Origin of the sequence: Planosporangium spinosum (assembly GCF_049999945.1) — a bacterium.
Lineage (GTDB): Bacteria > Actinomycetota > Actinomycetes > Mycobacteriales > Micromonosporaceae > Planosporangium > Planosporangium spinosum.
In genome coordinates this window covers 1-15473 of sequence record NZ_JBLYUB010000010.1, presented here as the reverse complement: position 1 = coordinate 15473, position 15473 = coordinate 1, and the positions used below count along the sequence as shown (strand labels likewise).

General features: G+C 73.3%; 16 protein-coding genes. 9 read left to right on the top strand and 7 right to left on the bottom strand.

The annotated features are described in order from the left end of the window. Nucleotides 1-7: 7 nt before the first annotated feature. Nucleotides 8-823, top strand: coding sequence for an SDR family NAD(P)-dependent oxidoreductase (locus ACNTMW_RS15265; protein WP_426634220.1), 816 nt, complete (start codon nt 8-10; stop codon nt 821-823). Between the two features lie 64 nt (nt 824-887). Here ACNTMW_RS15265 and ACNTMW_RS15260 read toward each other — a convergent pair whose 3' ends face one another. Together ACNTMW_RS15260 and ACNTMW_RS15255 are read right to left on the bottom strand one after the other, a co-directional pair. After that, on the bottom strand, nt 888-1385 hold the full coding sequence (locus tag ACNTMW_RS15260) for a hypothetical protein (RefSeq protein WP_426634219.1): 498 nt from the start codon (nt 1383-1385) through the stop codon (nt 888-890). Between the two features lie 116 nt (nt 1386-1501). Continuing rightward, nucleotides 1502-2209 (bottom strand): HAD family hydrolase, encoded by a 708-nt coding sequence (locus tag ACNTMW_RS15255; RefSeq protein ID WP_426634218.1) that lies wholly within the window; start codon nt 2207-2209, stop codon nt 1502-1504. 83 nt (nt 2210-2292) lie between these two features. Here ACNTMW_RS15255 and ACNTMW_RS15250 point away from each other — a divergent pair, with 83 nt between their 5' ends. Next, on the top strand, nt 2293-3225 hold the full coding sequence (locus ACNTMW_RS15250) for a DMT family transporter (RefSeq protein ID WP_426634217.1): 933 nt from the start codon (nt 2293-2295) through the stop codon (nt 3223-3225). A gap of 63 nt (nt 3226-3288) precedes the next feature. Here the strand turns inward: ACNTMW_RS15250 and ACNTMW_RS15245 are convergent, their stop codons facing one another. Then, on the bottom strand, nt 3289-4161 hold the full coding sequence (locus ACNTMW_RS15245; RefSeq protein ID WP_426634216.1) for a PhzF family phenazine biosynthesis protein: 873 nt from the start codon (nt 4159-4161) through the stop codon (nt 3289-3291). Nucleotides 4162-4244: 83 nt separating this feature from the next. On the opposite strand from ACNTMW_RS15245, the gene ACNTMW_RS15240 reads away from it, so the two are divergent. The 3 genes from ACNTMW_RS15240 to ACNTMW_RS15230 all read left to right on the top strand — a co-directional run bounded on the left by ACNTMW_RS15240 (nt 4245) and on the right by ACNTMW_RS15230 (nt 7797). After that, nucleotides 4245-5576 carry a magnesium transporter MgtE N-terminal domain-containing protein gene (locus tag ACNTMW_RS15240; RefSeq protein ID WP_426634215.1) on the top strand — a complete coding sequence of 444 codons (1332 nt, stop codon included), beginning with the start codon at nt 4245-4247 and terminating at the stop codon, nt 5574-5576. Next, nucleotides 5569-6357: a DUF1003 domain-containing protein gene (locus ACNTMW_RS15235; protein ID WP_426634214.1), complete on the top strand. Its 789-nt coding sequence runs from the start codon at nt 5569-5571 to the stop codon at nt 6355-6357. Before ACNTMW_RS15240 ends, ACNTMW_RS15235 begins: the two co-directional genes overlap by 8 nt. Nucleotides 6358-6651: 294 nt before the next feature. Continuing rightward, the gene (locus ACNTMW_RS15230) at nt 6652-7797 is read left to right on the top strand and encodes an Mrp/NBP35 family ATP-binding protein (RefSeq protein WP_426634213.1); all 1146 of its coding nucleotides are present in this window, start codon (nt 6652-6654) and stop codon (nt 7795-7797) included. A gap of 224 nt (nt 7798-8021) precedes the next feature. Here the strand turns inward: ACNTMW_RS15230 and ACNTMW_RS15225 are convergent, their stop codons facing one another. Together ACNTMW_RS15225 and ACNTMW_RS15220 are read right to left on the bottom strand one after the other, a co-directional pair. Next, a complete protein-coding gene (locus ACNTMW_RS15225; protein WP_426634211.1) occupies nt 8022-8438 on the bottom strand; it encodes a Sec-independent protein translocase subunit TatB in 417 nt (138 codons plus the stop codon). A 67-nt stretch (nt 8439-8505) separates the two neighbouring features. Continuing rightward, nucleotides 8506-9831, bottom strand: a complete 1326-nt coding sequence (locus ACNTMW_RS15220; protein WP_426634210.1) for a S1C family serine protease — start codon at nt 9829-9831, stop codon at nt 8506-8508. A gap of 232 nt (nt 9832-10063) precedes the next feature. On the opposite strand from ACNTMW_RS15220, the gene ACNTMW_RS15215 reads away from it, so the two are divergent. After that, nucleotides 10064-10606, top strand: coding sequence for an O-methyltransferase (locus ACNTMW_RS15215; protein ID WP_426634209.1), 543 nt, complete (start codon nt 10064-10066; stop codon nt 10604-10606). Between the two features lie 338 nt (nt 10607-10944). Then, entirely contained in the window at nt 10945-11226 is a 282-nt protein-coding gene (locus ACNTMW_RS15210) for a DNA glycosylase family protein (RefSeq protein WP_426634208.1), read from the top strand. 209 nt (nt 11227-11435) lie between these two features. On the opposite strand, the gene ACNTMW_RS15205 is transcribed toward ACNTMW_RS15210, so the two are convergent. Both ACNTMW_RS15205 and ACNTMW_RS15200 read right to left on the bottom strand, forming a co-directional pair. After that, entirely contained in the window at nt 11436-13016 is a 1581-nt protein-coding gene (locus ACNTMW_RS15205) for a leucyl aminopeptidase (RefSeq protein ID WP_426634207.1), read from the bottom strand. Between the two features lie 205 nt (nt 13017-13221). After that, nucleotides 13222-13389: a DUF3117 domain-containing protein gene (locus ACNTMW_RS15200; protein WP_167924232.1), complete on the bottom strand. Its 168-nt coding sequence runs from the start codon at nt 13387-13389 to the stop codon at nt 13222-13224. Nucleotides 13390-13608: 219 nt separating this feature from the next. Between ACNTMW_RS15200 and ACNTMW_RS15195 the strand changes: the two genes are divergently transcribed. Next, on the top strand, nt 13609-14442 hold the full coding sequence (locus ACNTMW_RS15195; RefSeq protein ID WP_426634205.1) for a PaaX family transcriptional regulator: 834 nt from the start codon (nt 13609-13611) through the stop codon (nt 14440-14442). Nucleotides 14443-14606: 164 nt separating this feature from the next. Next, nucleotides 14607-15398 carry an enoyl-CoA hydratase-related protein gene (locus tag ACNTMW_RS15190; protein WP_426634204.1) on the top strand — a complete coding sequence of 264 codons (792 nt, stop codon included), beginning with the start codon at nt 14607-14609 and terminating at the stop codon, nt 15396-15398. Nucleotides 15399-15473: the final 75 nt, after the last annotated feature.

Here is a 15473-nt window from a genome sequence, read left to right as displayed (position 1 = left end):
CAGAGCTGTGGAAGATCTCACGGTCGTGGTGACCGGTGCGAGTTCCGGCGTCGGCCTCGCCGCCGCGGAGGCGTTCGCACGCGGTGGCGCGCGGGTCGTCGTGGTCGGGCGGGACCCGGGCCGGCTCGCGGAGGCGGTGGACCGGGTACGCGCGGCCGGCGGCCGGGCACCCGACAGTGTCCAGGCCGACTTCAACCGGCTCGACGACGTCCGGACACTCGCATCGCACCTCGCCGACCGCTATCCCACGATCGACGTGCTGGCCAACAACGCGGGCGGTCTGGTCCACTCGTACGCGACCACACCCGACGGCTTCGAGGCCACGATCCAGGCTAACCACCTGGCGCCGTTCCTGCTCACCAACCTGCTGCGGGACCGGTTGCGCGGCGGCCGCGTGGTGAACACCGCGTCCGACGCGCACCGCAGCGGCCCTCCGGACCCCGACGACCTGGTGGGCCGCCCCGATCGGTACAGCGCCTGGCGGGCGTACGGCGCGAGCAAGGCGGCCAACATCCTCTTCGCCGCCGAGGCGGCGCGGCGCTGGCCGGACGTGCTGTCCACGTCGTACCACCCGGGCGTCGTCCGGAGCCGGTTCGGCGCGGGCAGCACGTGGCTGAACCTCTTCTACAGGGCGGCGCCGTTCCTGGTCACCCCTGAAGCCGGCGCCGACACGCTCGTCTGGCTCGCCACCGCGCCGGCCGAGGAGATCACCCCCGGCGGGTACTACGCCAAGCGGCGGCTGCGCCGGGCCGTCGCCGGTGCGGACGACCCGCGGCTCGCCGCGCGGCTGTGGGAGGCGAGCGCGCAGGCCGTCGGCCTCTAGTTCAGTGATCGTGGATACGTGGCGGGCCTACGGCACCGCCACGTATCCACGATCGCGGAGAGGCCTACCGCTTGCGGACCTTGTGCAGCCGGAACGGGCGCCGGACCGGCCGGGCCGCCGGGGTCGGCGGAGGCGGCGCGGCCAGCGACGCGGCAGGCAGCGTGGGGCCCGCCTCGGTGGGCTCGGCCACCGGCGTCAGCCGGCTCACCACGCACTCGGCCGCCCACCGCGTCACGATCTCGTCGGTCGTACCGCTGGCGTTGAGCCGCTTGGCCGCCAACTGCGGCGCGACCGCGTCCCACTCGTCCGTGCCGAACGTCAGGCGCGACACGCCCGCCGGCCACGTCACGATCCGCCCGCCGTGGTCGCCGCGCGCCGTCACGCAGACCTGCCCAGCCTCGGCCAGGCCCGGCGCCGGCTGCTCCCCCGGGCCGCTGACGACGTACAGCGCGCCGTCGACCCACACGCACCACACCGGATAGGCCGGGCCGACCTCCGGCACGGTCAGCCACGCCACGGCGGCCTTCTTCATCGCCTCGTCGATGAGCGGAACGCGCTCCATCCCTGCATTATGCGGCCGGCGCCCAGCACGCGGCCGGCGCCCAGCACGCGGCCGGCACCGCCGCACCGGGCGGCGCCGTGGCCCGGCCGCACCGGGGCCGGCGCCGTGGCCCGGCCTCACCCGTCCGGTACCCGCTCGACCAGCTCCAGCACCTCGGTCAGCGAACCGACCGCCGGCCCGCGCCAGTCCGGATCGCCCCGGAAGACCAGATGGCCGGCCAGGTCGGGAGCCGCCAGCCGGACCGCCGTCATGCCGACGTCGCGCGCACCGGACAGCTCGCGGCTGCCGCCGTCCCCGACGTACAGGCACTCGTCCGGGTCCAGCCGGAGCTGGCGGCACGCTTCCAGGTACGTGGCGGGGTGCGGCTTGCAGTGGCCGACCCGCACCGAGTACACGCAGCCCTCCAGCAGCGGCGCCACCGGCAACCGGGGCAGGAACGCCGGCAGCTCGTACCAGCAGTCGCTGACCAGCACGGCGGGCACCCCGCGCCGGCGCAGCCGGGCGAGAACGCCGACCGCGTCCGGGCGCAGCGTGGTGTCCGCGCGCACCGCCGCCACGCGCGCCGCCACGGCGTCGCGGAGCTCGGCGAGGGTGGGCCGTCCCCCGGCGGCGTACGCGACCCGGCGCAGCCCGTCGACCGGGTCGCCGTAGCGCCCGGCGGCGCGCAGGTAGAACGTCCGGTCCAGCTCCGCGGCGAACGCCTCCGGGTCACAGCCGAGCCGCCGGGCGATCACCGCGTGGCGGGGGCCACGGCGGACGGCGGTCGTGAGGGTGCCGAAGAAGTCGAACACCACCGCGCGCGGCGGGGCGGAGCCGAGGTGCATGCGGAGGCCTTACCGGAGGGAACCAACGGCAACGAGCGTAACCAGGCAGGCACCCGTGGTCAGGCACGGTCGCTCCGCGCCGCATGGCACCATCACCTGCCATGCGTACGCTCGGCGCTCCCACCACGGCCGCTCTCGTCATCGCGGTGCTGGCCGTCTCGTCGTCCGCCCCCCTGATCGCGTATGCGGCCGCTCCGGCGCTGGCCATCGCATTCTGGCGCAACGCCCTCGCCGTCGGCGCACTCGCACCGGTGACGCTCACCCGGCGTCGCGGCGAACTGCGCGGGCTCGACCGGCGTACCGGGTGGGCGTGCGTCCTGGCCGGCGTCGCGCTCGCCGCGCACTTCGCGGCCTTCGTGTCCAGCGCCAAGCTCACGACGGCCGCCGCGGCGACCGCCATGGTGTGCACCCAGCCGGTGTGGGCGGCGCTGATCGCCGCCGCCCGCCGGGTACCGGTCGCCGCCATGACCTGGGCCGGTATCGGCGTCGCCGTCCTCGGCGCGGCGCTCGCGACCGGCGCCGACCTCACCGTGTCGGGGCCGGCGGTCACCGGAGACCTGCTCGCGGTCGCCGGCGGTGTCGCCGGGGCGGTGTACACCACCCTGGGCGAACGGGCCCGGGCGAACACCAGCACCACCGTGTACACGACGATCTGCTACGCCGCCTGCGCGGTCGTGCTCGGCGCGGGCTGCCTGGCCGGCGGTGTGCCCCTGCACGGTTTCGAGCCGGGCGCGTGGCTCGCGATCGGCGCCCTGACCCTGGGCCCCCAACTGCTCGGCCACTCGCTGCTCAACTTCGCCCTGCACCGGGTGTCAGCGACCACCATCTCGGTACTCCTGCTGCTGGAGGTGCCGGGCGCCGCGCTGCTCGCGTGGGCCTGGCTGGGCCAGGTGCCCGCCGCCCGCAGCCTGCCCGGACTGGCCGTACTGGTCGCCGGCGTCGCCGTGGTCGTCCTCGGCGCGGCCCGTCGCGGCGCCACGGTCACGACAGCGGCGGACGCCACCACGAGCACCTGACGACGGGACGCCGCCACCGTGAGGTCCTGACGACGGGACGCCGCCAGGAGCCCTTGCCGGCGGTCAGCCGATGAACGGGGGCACGGCGATCTCGCCCGCGGCGACCGGTACGACGTGGCCGCTGACCGTCGCGGAGGTGGCGACCCCGCCTGCCGCGGTGACCATGCAGTCCAGGGTGGAGGGGCGGTGTATCTCCGCGCCCTGGAGCACCCGGTAACTCGACGTGCCGTCGCCGGGCAGCAGCCCGGACCCGACCAGCCAGACACCGAGGCCCAGCGCGGCGGAGCCGGTCGCCGGATCCTCCGGTACGCCGACGCCGGGCCCGAACATCCGGGCGTGGGCGGTCGACGTGCCGGGATCCCAGCAGAAGACCTCGATGTCGCCGAAGCCGGCGGCGCGCAGCGCGGCGGCGTCGCACGCCGCCCTGCCCACCGCCGCGGGCACCACCGACAGGAACGGGAACTCCAGGCCGCAGCCGGCGACCCGGGGCGCCGGGCCGGCGAAGTCCTCCGGCCCGAGCCCGACGGCCGCCAGCAGCGGATCCGGGTCCAGTTCGGGGCCGAGGGTCGGGGTACCACCGGTCAGCGTCGCCCGCCCGGTCGACTCGACCACGATCGGCAGCAGTCCCGCGCCGCACTCCTGGATCACCGTGCCGGGCGGGAACCGTCCGGCACGCTGGAGCGTCACCGCGACGCCGACGCTGGGGTGCCCGGCGAAGGGGATCTCACCGCCGGGGGTGAAGATCCGCACCCGGTAGGTCGCCCCGGCCGCCTCCGCCGGCAGCACGAAGATCGTCTCGGACAGGTTGAACTCGCGGGCCAGCGCATGCATCTGGGCCCCGGCCAGTTCGTCCGCGCCGTACACCACCGCCAGCGGGTTACCGGCGAACGGCCGGTCGGTGAAGACATCGACAACCTCGTACCGCAGCGTCGTCATGGTCGCCAGCCTAGAACGATCGCCGGGCTCCGTGCGGCGCGGACGCGGCGTGCGGAGAATCGAACGCGACTAGTCTGCATTACGTGACAACCGCGACGAGGGTGTACGTCGCCCGCCTCGCCGGCCTGCCCATGTTCGACCCGAACGGCGACCAGGTCGGGCGGGTGCGGGATGCCGTCGTGCGGGTACGTCCGGGCCAACTGCCGCCCCGGGTCGTGGGGCTGGTGGCCGAGATCCCGATGCGCCGGCGCATCTTCGTACCCATCGGTCGGGTGACGGCGATCGAGGCCGACGCGGTCCTGCTCAACACCGGCACGCTCAACCTGCGCCGGTTCGAGAAGCGCCCCGGTGAGCTGCTGGTGCTCGAGGACCTGCTGGACCGGCGGGTCACCGTCGTCGACACCGACCACCCCAGCACCGTCGTCGACCTCGCCATGGAGGCCGACCGTACCGGCGAGTGGTCGCTGGCGCGGGTGGCGGTCCGGGAGCTGACCGGCCGGCTGACCCGCCGCGGTCACCTGCACCAACTGGAGTGGAACGAGGTGCGCGGCCTGGTCGGCGCGGCCGACTCGCAGGGTACCGCCGGGCTGCTCGCCGTCCTCGACAGCATGCGCCCCGCCGACCTCGCCAACGCCCTGCAGGAACTCTCGGACGCCCGGCGGGTCGAGGTCGCCACGGCCCTGGACGACGAGCGCCTCGCCGACGTCCTGGAGGAGCTGCCCGAGCACGACCAGGTCGAGATCATCGCGGCGCTGGGGCGCGAGCGCGCCGCCGACGTCCTCGAGGAGATGGACCCCGACGACGCCGCCGACCTGCTCGCCGAGCTACCCAAGCCGGACCAGGAGGCGCTGCTGGACCTGATGGAACCGGACGAGGCGTCCAAGGTCAGCCAGTTGCTGGACTACACGCCGGGTACCGCGGGCAGCCTGATGACCTCCGAACCGATCATCCTCACGCCGGACGCCACGGTGGCCGAGGCGCTGGCCCGGATCCGGGAACCGCAGCTGTCGCCGGCAGTCGCCGCCGGGGTGTTCATCGCGCGGGCGCCGAACGCGACGCCGACCGGCCGGTACCTGGGGGTGGTGCACTTCCAGCGGCTGCTGCGGGAGATGCCGTCGGCGCTGCTGGGCGGCGTGGTCGACAACGACATCGACCCGCTCGACCCGGCGACACCGCTGTCGGAGATAACCCGGCGGATGGCCACGTACAACCTGGTCTGCATGCCCGTGGTGGACAGCAACGACCGGCTGGTCGGCGCGGTCACCGTCGACGACGTCCTCGACCACCTGCTGCCACCGGACTGGCGCGACCGCGACCACGTCGAACCCCTCACCGCCGGGAGCCCGGCACTGCGAACGCCCCAGAGCGCCGGCCACCCGTCGGCGCCGACCAGGGAAGATCGCAACCGTGGCTGACTCCCGCCGGGCCGGACGGCTCGACCAGCCGCGCGAACCGGGCCGCATCATGCTGCCGCGCCTGGACAAGGATGCCTTCGGGCGCTTCGCCGAGACGTTCGCCCGGTTCATGGGTACCGCCCGGTTCATCGTCTACATGACGATCTTCGTGATCGTCTGGGTCGCCCTGAACCTGGTCGGGATCTTCGGCCTGCGCTGGGACCCGTACCCGTTCATCCTGCTCAACCTCTTCTTCAGCACCCAGGCGTCGTACGCGGCTCCGCTGATCCTGCTCGCCCAGAACCGCCAGGCCGACCGGGACCGGCTGTCGCTGGACGAGGACCGCAGGCGGGCGCAGATGCAGAAGGCGGACACCGAGTACCTGTCGCGGGAGATCGCGGCGCTGCGGATCGCCCTCGGCGAGGTGGCCACCCGCGACTTCGTCCGCTCGGAGCTGACCCGGCTGGTCGAGGAGCTGGACGAGGCGGCGCACCGTCGGCACAAGCACGAGCGCAAGGAGCAGCGCAAGGACATGCGGCGCGTGGCGCGGCAGGCGGTGGAGGAGGCCGGGTACGGCGAGGAGCTCGAACACGACCGGCCGGAGATGGCCGCGCTGGCGTCCGACCCGGAAGCGTTCGACCCGGTCGCCGACCCGGAAGCGTTCGACCCGGTCGCCGACCCGGTCGCGTCCGGTCCGGACGCGGGCCCGGAGCAGCCCGGTCCGGGGCAGCCCGACCAGGACTCGCCGACAGACGACGGGTCGACCGCGCAGATGCAGGCGCCGCGCGCCTCAAGGGGCTAGGCGCGCGGCGTCATCCGCACCGATGCTCCCACCGGCCGCCTTCCGGCGTCCAGCCCCAACCCGGCGGCAGCGACCGGGCATCGCCGGGGGCCCGGCGGCCAGCGACGGAAGACCGGCGGGCGCCCGGCGGCCAGCGACGGGAAGACCGGCGGGGGCCCTGCGGCAGCGACGGGGACACCGGCGGCGAGGTTCCATGATCACCGCCTGCACTCCCGGGCCTCCCGGGACCGCTGTGGCCTGCCCCACCCACCGGGTCCCGATCCTGGTCGGGTGGCCGGACGTAGCATTGGCGGCATGTCTGCCCCCGCCACCACCAGCGAGGCCGCGCTCCAGGCCGCCCTCGCGACCGTCAACGACCCTGAGATCCGCCGTCCGATCACCGACCTGGGCATGGTCAAATCGGCGATGGTACGCCCCGACGGTGTCGCCGAGATCGCGATCCTGCTGACGGTCGCCGGCTGCCCGCTGCGCGACAAGCTGCGCACCGACATCACGGCGGCGGTGGCCCAGGTCCCCGGGGTGAGCAGCGTCGAGATCGATTTCGGCGTCATGAGCGACGAGCAGCGCCGCAACCTCCAGACGACCCTGCGCGGCGGCGGCACGGCCGAGCCGGTCATCCCGTTCGCGCAGCCCGGCTCCCGCACCCGGGTGTACGCCGTCGCCAGCGGCAAGGGTGGCGTCGGCAAGTCCAGCGTCACGGTCAACCTGGCCGCGGCCCTCGCCGCCAAGGGACTGTCCGTCGGTGTGGTGGACGCCGACATCTACGGCCACTCGGTGCCCCGCATGCTCGGTACCGAGTCCCGCCCGACGCAGGTCGAAGAAATGATCATGCCGCCGCAGGCGCACGGCGTGAAGGTGATCTCCATCGGGATGTTCACCGCCGGCAACGCCGCTGTGGTGTGGCGCGGCCCGATGCTGCACCGGGCACTCCAGCAGTTCCTCGCCGACGTGTACTGGGGCGACCTGGACGTGCTCCTGCTCGACCTGCCGCCGGGTACCGGTGACGTGGCGATCTCGCTGGCCCAGCTGCTGCCGAGCGCGGAGATCCTCGTCGTCACCACGCCGCAGATGGCGGCGGCAGAGGTCGCCGAGCGGGCCGGTGCGATCTCGCTACAGACCCACCAGCGCCTGGTCGGCGTGGTGGAGAACATGTCCTGGCTGGAGCTGCCGTCCGGCGAGCGGATGGAGGTCTTCGGCGCCGGCGGCGGCCAGACCGTCGCCGAGTCGCTGACCCGCCTGGTCGGTGCCCAGGTGCCGCTGCTCGGCCAGATCCCGCTGGACACCCGGGTACGGGAGGCCGGCGACGCTGGGCGCCCGATCGTCCTCTCCGCCCCTGAGGCGCCGGCGGCCAAGGCGTTGAAGGCCGTGGCCGACCGCCTCGCGGTCCGTCGGGAGAGTCTGGTGGGCAAGCCCCTCGACCTGCGCCCCGCCGGCCGCTGACGTAAGCGCGGTCGCCGACGTCAACGCACGGTCGCCGACGTAAGCGGGCGGTCGCCGACGTAAGCGGGCGGCGAAAAGGCAGCCACAGCAAGGCCGGAGGCCCCGCCGTTCTCGGCGGGGCCTCCGGGCTGTTCGTGCGGCTCTGTTCGTGCGGCTCTGTTTGTGCGGCTCTGTTCGTGTCTGGTCGTGGCAGCGTCGCCGCCCCGAGCGCCCGGGCCGGGATTTCAGGTCGCGTCGTCGTAGGTGTGCCGACTGACCTGTGCCCGGGCCGGCGGCGCGGCCGGAGCCGGCTGGTGCACGTCCAGTGCCTTCGCGGTCGCACTGAGGTCGTCCCGGACGCCGTCGGCGGTGCCGCGCAGTTCGTCGTAGATGCCCTGCAGCGGCTTGCGGAGAGCCGCCTCGTCCTCCTCGCTGAGCACGTGCTTGCGCAGGAACGTCTTCGGGTGGAGGTCTTCGAGCTGGATGTCGGTGCCCAGTTCCCGGCTGAGGTCACCGGTCGCGTTGCGGGCCATCTGCCGTAGCTGCCGCAGCATCCGGACACCGTCGCTGATCGCCTTGGGCAGCTTGTCGGGGCCGAAGATGAACAGGCCGACCAGGACGACCAGGATCAGCTCCCAGCCGCCGATGTTTTCCAGCCCCATGGCGCCTCCCTACCTCACGGCCAGCGTACGCACCCGCTCCGGGGCGGCGGGAGGGGCCGGGCGGCCGCTACTTTCCATCCGCAGCGAGGACGACCTGCGCGTTGTGCTTGGCACCGTCACGGGTGTACTCGACGCTGACCCCGGCGCCGGGGGCGTACTTGCGAACCAGTGCGATCAGGTCACCCGGCTCCTCGATCTGGCCCCCGCCGATGCGGGTCAGCACATCGCCCGGGCGCAGGCCGGCGTTCGCCGCCGGGCCACCCGCCGTGACGTTCTGCAGCCGTACCCCACCGTTCGGCCCCCGGTAGGACGCCTCGATCTCGGCTCCGATCACGGTACGGCGCGCCTTGCCGGTATCCACGATGTCCTGGGCGAGGCGTTTCGCCTGGTTGATCGGGATGGCGAAAGCGAGCCCCACGTTGCCGGCCTGTTCCTGGTCGGAGGCGAGCGACTTGATCACGGCGTTGATACCGATCACCCGGCCCGCCGCGTCCACGAGGGGACCGCCGGAGTTGCCGTGATTGATAGCCGCGTCGGTCTGGATCGCCGCGTAGTACCGCGTCGGGCCGCCGACCTCACCGGCCGCTATCGGGCGGTCGACGGCGCTGACGATCCCGTACGTCACCGTGTTGGCCAGCGCCAGCGGCGACCCGATCGCCAGCACCGGGTCGCCGACCTGCGCGGAGTCCGAGTCGCCGAACTGGACCGGGGTGAGGTTGGCAGCGTCGATCTTGAGCACCGCCACGTCGGACTCGGGGTCACTACCGACGATCTTGGCAGACGCGGTGTTGCCGTCGCTGAACGTCACCATCGTGGGTCCGGACGACCCGGCGACGACATGGTCGTTGGTGATCGCGTACCCGGTGTTGGAGACGATGAAGCCCGAGCCGATGCTGGTGCCGCCGGCTGACTGCGTCTTCACCGTGATCACGCTGGGCAGCACCTTCTTGACCACCCCGGCGAGCGAGTCGGGTGCCCGCTGGGTCAGCGGCGCCGGGTTGCCCCCGCCGAGCTCGGGCCCGCGCCCGATCCCACCCCGACTGGCGAAGACGAAGCCGAGCGTTCCGCCGAGCGCCCCGGCGATGAGCGCCGTGATCACCGACACCAGGACCACGAGGCCGAGGCCGCCGCGGAGGCCGCGGGACTCCCGTGGCTCCGGCGGTTCGAGCGGGGGCGCGTCGACGGTCTGCGGCGTGACCACGACGGCGGCGGGCGCCGCCGGATCGCGCCACGGGTCGGCCAGCGCATCGGACCACCAGGGCGAACCGGCTGCGCCGGTGGGGCCGACGGGGCCCTGCTGGGCCCCCGGGACGGCGGTTCCGGGCTCGGGACGGGCCCACGAGCCGGACGGTTCGGCAGCGGTCGTCTGCCGCCGCGTGCCCGGGTCACTCACGATCGGCACTCCTTTGTCCATCCGTCCACAAGGATTACACGTACCGACATCCCCCACACCGGCCCACCGTTCCCTAGGCTCGTACCTGACTCATCGCCGACCGGTCAGGAGGTGCGCCATCGCATCGTCCACCAGGACTCCCCAGCATCACGCCACCCACGCCCACGAGTTCGCGGACGCCTACGTCGCCGAGGACGCCGTACTGTCCGCTGCCCGCGCACAGGCCGGGGAGGTGGCGCTGACCCCGGTCGGCCCCGCCGCAGGCGCCGCCCTGCGCTTCATCGCCGCGGCCAGCAACGCCAAGGCGGTGGTGGAGGTGGGTACCGGCACCGGGGTCAGCAGCGTGTGGCTGCTGCGTGGCATGCGTCCCGACGGCGTCCTCACCACGATCGACATCGAGGGTGAGCACCAGCGGGTGGCCCGCCGGGTCTTCGCGGAGGCCGGGTTCGCGCCGTCGCGTACCCGTATCATCACCGGCCGCGCCCTCGACGTGCTCCCCCGGCTCGCCGACGGCGTCTACGACCTGGTCTTCGTCGACCACGACGCCAACGAGTACGCCTCGGCCGTCACCGCGGCGGCCCGACTGCTGCGCCCCGGTGGGGTGCTGGTGCTCGGCGCCGCCCTGGCCAACGGCAAGGTGACCGACCCGGCGGTGCGGGACCCGGAGACGGTGGCCCTGCGCGAGGTGGTTAAGGCGCTGCGGGAGGCCGACGAGTGGATCCCGGCGCTGCTGCCGACCGGCGACGGGCTGCTCTGCGCCGTCAAGCGGGCCTGACGCCGAACAGCACGTAATGGCGGACAGCACGGACCCGACGCTCAGCCACGGTAGGCATCCCTCCCCCGCCACCGGGGGCCACGAGCCGGAACGCCCGTGCGGCTCCGGACGCGGGACAGTGTCGTATCCCGGCGCCACGGTCTGCGTATGACGACGCCACTCAGCGAACGGCACCGCGGCGCACTGGCCGCCACCCCGCCCTGCTCGCTGTCGCACACGCTACCCGTGCCCTGGCCGGTTTCGTCCCGTCCGTAGGCGACCAGTCGATCACCGTCGGGCGCCTCCGCGAGGCCCTCCCGCGACCGGGAGTCCAGCCGGACGAGGCCGTGGTGGTCAAGGTGGGTCGCCCGCCGGACGACCGGCCAGGGGTCAGCCTGGCCGTGTACGCGCGGAGCGCGCTCGACCCGGCCGAGATCACGGCGGTGGAGCGAGCGGTGAGCCGCTGGCTCGGTCTCGACGACGACGTGAGCGACTTTCTCGCCGTCGCCCGCGCCGATCCCGCGATGGCGCCGGTGCTCGCTGTCACCGCAGGTCTGCACCAGGTGCGGTTCCCGTCGCTGGCCACGCTGGTGACAGTCGGCGAGGACGGACTGATCCGGTTTGCCGGAAACCGTCAGTGAGCCGCCCGGCTCACCGGAATCCGTCAGTGGGCCGCCGGTCGCCGACGCGCTCTACGGCGATCCGGCGCCTACCGGCGCCCAGTTACGCGAGCGGTACGGGCGCCACATCGGCTGGTTGGTCCGCCTGAGCCGGACGGGGCTGGGGTGGAGCGCCGGCGAGGGTCGGCCGGACCAGGCGGCCGCCGCGCCCCAGCCGGCCGGTACGGCGCTCAGCCGGCCGGTACGGCGGCGACCGCGTCGAGCCAGCGAAGCAGGGTTCGCACGCCCCAACCGGTGGCCCCCTTCGCCAGTTCCCGGTCCGGAGAGTCGGCCCAGGCCGGCGAGGACATGTCCAGGTGGGCCCAGCGGTCGCGCAGCGCCCCCGCGAACTCGCGCAGGTACATCGCCGCCATCACCGATCCGGCACCGACCTGCGTGGAGTTGACCAGGTCGGCCACGTCACTGTCGAGATCGTTGCGGTAGTCGTCGGGCATCGGCATCCGCCACATCCGCTCGCCGGCCGCCGTCGCCGCAGCAGCGAGCGCCTCGGCGAGCGTGTCGCTGTCGCTGTAGAGCGCGGCGGTGCGCTTGCCGAGGGCGATGCTCTGAGCGCCGGTCAGGGTGGCGAGGTCGATCATCAGGTCCGGTTCGAGATGGCGCACCGCGTACGCCATGGCGTCGGCCAGCACCAGCCGGCCCTCGGCGTCGGTGTTGAGGACCTCGGTGGTCATGCCGCCGTAGTGGCGTACGACGTCGCCGGGCCGGTAGGCGTCGCCGCTGGCCATGTTCTCGGCGAGCGGCGCCAGCGCGGTCACCCGGACCGGCAGGCGCAGCGCCGCGGCGCCGATCGTCGCGGCGGCCACGGCAGCAGCGCCGCCCATGTCCTTGCGCATCAGCTTCATGCTGTCGCGCGGCTTGATGCAGATGCCTCCGGTGTCGAAGGTGATCCCCTTACCGACGAGGACCACGTGGGTGCGCGCCTGCGGCGGTCGCCACGACAGCTCCACCAGCGCGGGCGGCCGGGTGGAGCCACCGCCGACGGCGAGGACGGCGCCGAAGCCCTCGGCGGCCAGTTGCGCCGGTTCGCGGACGACGACGCTGAGGCCCTCGTACGGCTCGGCGGCCTTGCGGATCTGGTCCGCCAGCCAGGCCGGTGACTTCTGCTCGCTCGGGGTGTTCGTCAGGTCCCGGGCCAGGATGGTCGACTCGGCCACGGCACGGGCGACGCCGAGGGCTGCCTCGTACCGTTCGGGCTCGTCCACCACGACCGTGACGCTGGTGAGCCGGGGCGCCCGGTCCGGGGCGTCGGTGACCAGCCGGAACCGGTAGGCGGCGAGCCAGATCCCTTCGGTCAGGCCACGGACCGCTTCCGGGTCGACCCCGGTGGGCAGTGCGACCACGACCGAGGGCTGCTGGGCGGCGGCGCGGGCGATCGCCGCCCCGGCTGCACGCCAGCCGGCCTCGTCGCCGCTGCCGACGCCGGCCAGGAGTACCCGGCGGGGGCTGGCCAGCGGACGGGGCAGCGTGTGCACGATACCGGCCGTACCAGAGTGACGAACATCATCGATGAAGGCCAGCGCCTCCTCGCGTACCCCGGCGTCGGCGTCGCCCGCGGTCGGCGGCAGCTCACCGACGGCGGCGGTGGCACCGTCGCCACCGGCCCCGGTCGGGCCGTCGCCACCGGCCGTCGGACCGGTCCCGGCAGCCGTACCCTGCTTTCTGGCCGCCGGACCGGCCCCGTTGGCGTACCGCAACGGCAGCGCCAGGGTGTCTGACACCGTCGGGTCGACCGCGAGCCGAATGTCGAGCACGGCCCCCTCCTCCACACTTCGCCGGCCGGTCCGCCGGCCGCAGGTACGCGGACGGGGAGTTCTGCGCGGGGGCACGCCGAACTCCCCGTGTCGGGCTACGGATAAACGCTGGACAATGCGGGAACGCTCCAACAGCCGCCATGGAACCACCCGCCGCACCTGTTGCGTCCGGGTACGGCAGGCGTCGGCGACTCCGAAACCGCGGTCAGCCCGTGGCCGACTTCAGCGCCTCGCTCAGCGCGTTGGCCTCGTCGGGCGTCATCTCGACGACGAGCCGGCCACCACCCTCCAGCGGGACCCGCATGACGATGCCGCGGCCCTCCTTGGTGACCTCAAGCGGACCGTCGCCCGTCCGCGGCTTCATGGCCGCCATGTTGTCTCCCCTCACACTTTATGGTGTTCAGATCCCGGGCACGCCGGCCGCACCCGTGAGCTGCGCAGGCGCCGAGCGGTGACCCGTTCGCACGAACGAGCACCGGAAACGGTGCCGACCAATGATTTTCCCTGATGATGGCCCCAAGACCCAAACCGGGGCTGATTTGCTGTGACAGCGTCTGGTATCCCTACATTAGAACTGTCACAATATGCGGCCATGCAGGCACGGTCGGCGCTCTTCGACCTGTACGGCGACTACCTCCGGCCGCGAGGCGGCCGGGCACCGGTCGCTGCCCTGGTACGCCTGCTGGCGCCGCTGGGGATCGCCGCTCCGGCGGTACGCACCGCGGTGTCCCGGATGGTCCGGCAGGGCTGGCTGCACCCACTGCGCCTGTCCACCGGACCGGGCTACCTGCTGACTCCGAAGGCCGCCCGCCGGCTCGACGAGGCGGCCGCCCGCATCTACCGCACCACGGACAACTCCTGGGACGGCCGGTTCGACCTGGTGGTGATCGACCCGCCCGCGCAGCGCGCCGACCGGGGGCGCATCGCGTCGAACCTGTCGTTCCTCGGCTACGGTTCGATCGACGCCTCGACGTGGGTGGCCGCTCGCACCACCGACGAGGTCGAGACCCTACTGAACGAGGCGGGTATCCGGTTCGAGCGGTTCGCCGCGAGCCACGCCGGAGGCGTCGACGGAGCGGTCTCCCTGGTACGGCGGGCCTGGGACCTGGCCGAGATCGGCGCCGCGTACGAGGAGTTCGTGCGGGAACTGACCCCCACGGTCAGCGCGATCAGCGCCACCAGCGACGATGAGGATGCGTACGCGGCGCGGTTCACGCTCGTACATGCGTGGCGCGCGTTCCTGTTCCGTGATCCTCAACTGCCGTCAGAGCTGCTACCCGATCCCTGGCCGGGCACCGACGCCGCCCGATTCTTCGACAGCCACGCCACCCGACTGCGCCCCGCCGCCGACCGGTTCGTGGACCGCTGCCTGGAACTTGCTGCCTCCCGGCTGCCGGTGGCCACGTCCGACCCGGCCCCCAGATGACCTGCCCACAGATGGCCTGCCCGGCCACAGATGATCGTGGCTCGGCCACAGATGATCGTGGCTCGGCGACGACCGGCCCGCCCACAGACGACCGACGCGCCGACCGCCCGCCGACCGGCCGACGCGGAGACGGCCGGTCCCCGGATGACCAGAAAGGCACCACCGTGACCGATGTCCTGCTCGTCGAGCGCACCGACGGGATCGCCACGCTCACCATGAACCGACCCGACTCGCTCAACTCTCTCGACCTGGCCCTCAAGGAGGCCCTGCGCGAGACGCTCGCCGAACTGGCCACCGACGACTCATGCCGGGCGGTGATCCTCACCGGCGCGGGCCGCGCGTTCTGTGTCGGGCAGGACCTCCGCCAGCACGTGGGGAAGCTGGAGGAGGGCGCCAGCGACCCGCTGTCGACCGTACGTGAGCACTACAACCCGATCGCGACGTCGCTGGCCGAGATGCCCAAGCCGGTCGTCGCCGCGGTCCGCGGTATGGCGGCCGGAGCCGGCGCCTCGCTGGCGATGCTCGCCGACTTCCGCATCGGCGGTCCACGTACCGGGTTCCTGATGGCGTTCGCCAACGTCGGCCTGGCCGGCGACACGGGTGTGTCCTGGGCGCTGCCCCGACTGGTCGGCCACGCCAAGGCCACCGAGCTGCTGATGCTCGCCGAGCCGATCGACGCGCAGGAGGCGGTGCGGCTCGGCCTGCTGACCCGGATGGTCGACGACGACGAGGAGGTACTGCCGGCGGCGCGGGCGCTGGCGTCCCGGCTGGCCAGCGGCCCGACCGTCGCGTACGCCCAGATCAAGCGTCAGCTGCGGATCGGCGGCACCGGCACGATCGCGGAGGCCCTCGACGCCGAGTACGAGGCGCAGAGGGCCACCGGCGCCACCGCCGACCACCGCAACGCCACCTTCGCCTTCGTCCGCAAGGAGCGGCCGGTCTTCGAAGGCCACTGAGCGCCCGCCCCCCTCCCCCAAGATCCGCGCAATGTCGCGAACATTGCGGCCTCGGAGTGTTCGGAAGCCGCAATG

Excerpts from the sequence above, each read along its gene's own strand:
- ACNTMW_RS15260 (WP_426634219.1), bottom strand. The coding sequence starts at position 1,385 with ATGGAGCGCGTTCCGCTCATCGACGAGGCGATGAAGAAGGCCGCCGTG.
- ACNTMW_RS15250 (WP_426634217.1), top strand. The coding sequence starts at position 2,293 with ATGGCACCATCACCTGCCATGCGTACGCTCGGCGCTCCCACCACGGCC.
- ACNTMW_RS15225 (WP_426634211.1), bottom strand. The coding sequence starts at position 8,438 with ATGGGGCTGGAAAACATCGGCGGCTGGGAGCTGATCCTGGTCGTCCTG.
- ACNTMW_RS15200 (WP_167924232.1), bottom strand. The coding sequence starts at position 13,389 with ATGGCGGCCATGAAGCCGCGGACGGGCGACGGTCCGCTTGAGGTCACC.
- ACNTMW_RS15195 (WP_426634205.1), top strand. The coding sequence starts at position 13,609 with ATGCAGGCACGGTCGGCGCTCTTCGACCTGTACGGCGACTACCTCCGG.
- ACNTMW_RS15245 (WP_426634216.1), bottom strand. The coding sequence starts at position 4,161 with ATGACGACGCTGCGGTACGAGGTTGTCGATGTCTTCACCGACCGGCCG.
- ACNTMW_RS15230 (WP_426634213.1), top strand. The coding sequence starts at position 6,652 with ATGTCTGCCCCCGCCACCACCAGCGAGGCCGCGCTCCAGGCCGCCCTC.
- ACNTMW_RS15255 (WP_426634218.1), bottom strand. The coding sequence starts at position 2,209 with ATGCACCTCGGCTCCGCCCCGCCGCGCGCGGTGGTGTTCGACTTCTTC.